This is a genomic window from Pseudoalteromonas luteoviolacea H33-S (assembly GCF_001625695.1).
GTDB lineage: Bacteria > Pseudomonadota > Gammaproteobacteria > Enterobacterales > Alteromonadaceae > Pseudoalteromonas > Pseudoalteromonas luteoviolacea_B.
Window position 1 is genome coordinate 1 of record NZ_AUXY01000113.1, and the last position, 1,217, is coordinate 1,217.

Consider the following 1,217-nt stretch of genomic DNA (forward strand, 5'->3'; position numbering starts at 1 on the left):
CAGGGCAAGATCATGAACTTTACCATGACATAAATTTATGATCTTATTCTGCTTTTCAGATTAAGCAGCCCAATTATGTCAGCCAACACATTATTTGAACACTTTTCTTCCATTGATGACCCACGCCAGCAAAGCAAAGTGCAACATCTATTATCCGATATTCTGTTTCTAACTATCAGTGCCGTAATCGCAGGTTGCCAAGGTTGGGAAGAAATCGAAGATTTTGCCCATGACAAACTACCTTGGTTACGTAAATTTATAACGTTAGCTAACGGCGTGCCGCGACACGACACGATTGCAAGAGTTATTAGCCGCATCGATATGACTCAATTCCAAGCCTGTTTCTCTCAGTGGATGCAAAGCTGTAGCGAGCTAACAAACGGCAGTGTGGTTGCCATTGATGGAAAAAGGCTAAAAGGTTCATTTAAACAGCCAGATAGAAAAGATGCTATCCACATTGTCAGTGCGTTTGCCTGTGAAAATGGCGTGACGTTAGGTCAATGTAAGACTGACTCGAAATCCAATGAAATCACAGCTATCCCAGAATTGCTTCAGCTGCTAGAGCTAAAAGGTTGTATAGTGACCATTGATGCAATGGGCTGCCAAAAGGAGATTGCGAAACAAATTATAGAAAAAGAAGCGGACTATTTGCTGACACTTAAAGCTAATCAGGGCAGCTTATTTAAGCAAGTAAAACAACGCTTACAGCCGGAAATTACACGCCAAATAGCGAGTGACAGCCTACTAAGTGAGGTTGATTATCAACGAGGTCGAGAAGAGTTTAGGGCAGCTGTTGTCTGCCATGACATGGCTCTAATTCCAGCAAGTGCAAGCTGGCCAAATTTACAAAGTGTAGGCGTGATAGTGTCTTACCGTAAATCGGATAACCAAAAGCAAGGTGAGTTAACATATCGATATTACATAAGTTCAGCGAACTTGAGTGCGCAAAGATTAGCTGAAGCTACACGAGCGCATTGGCATATTGAGAACAGCCTTCATTGGTGTTTGGATGTGGCAATGAATGAAGATGGCTGCCGTATACGCCGCGACGGCGCAGCAGAAGTGTTTGCTGGTGTAAGACATATTGCATTGAATTTATTAAAGAAAGAAACATCCTTTAGCAAAGGTGTGCGCGCTAAACAGCTAAAAGCAGCTAGGAACGAGAGCTACCTAGAAAAGGTATTGAATAGCAAGTGATTTTTCATGCTCTTGCCCTG

1 protein-coding gene is annotated in these 1,217 nt (G+C 42.6%); it reads left to right on the forward strand.

Features of this window, described 5'->3' with window-relative positions; translation table 11 throughout:
* Positions 1-75: 75 nt before the first annotated feature.
* Positions 76-1,197, forward strand: coding sequence for an ISAs1 family transposase (locus N477_RS22345; RefSeq protein WP_063363768.1), 1,122 nt, complete (start codon positions 76-78; stop codon positions 1,195-1,197).
* Positions 1,198-1,217 lie beyond the last annotated feature (20 nt).

What these genes read in the sequence shown, in the direction of transcription:
- N477_RS22345 (WP_063363768.1), top strand. Translation starts at nt 76, where the DNA reads ATGTCAGCCAACACATTATTTGAACACTTTTCTTCCATTGATGACCCA.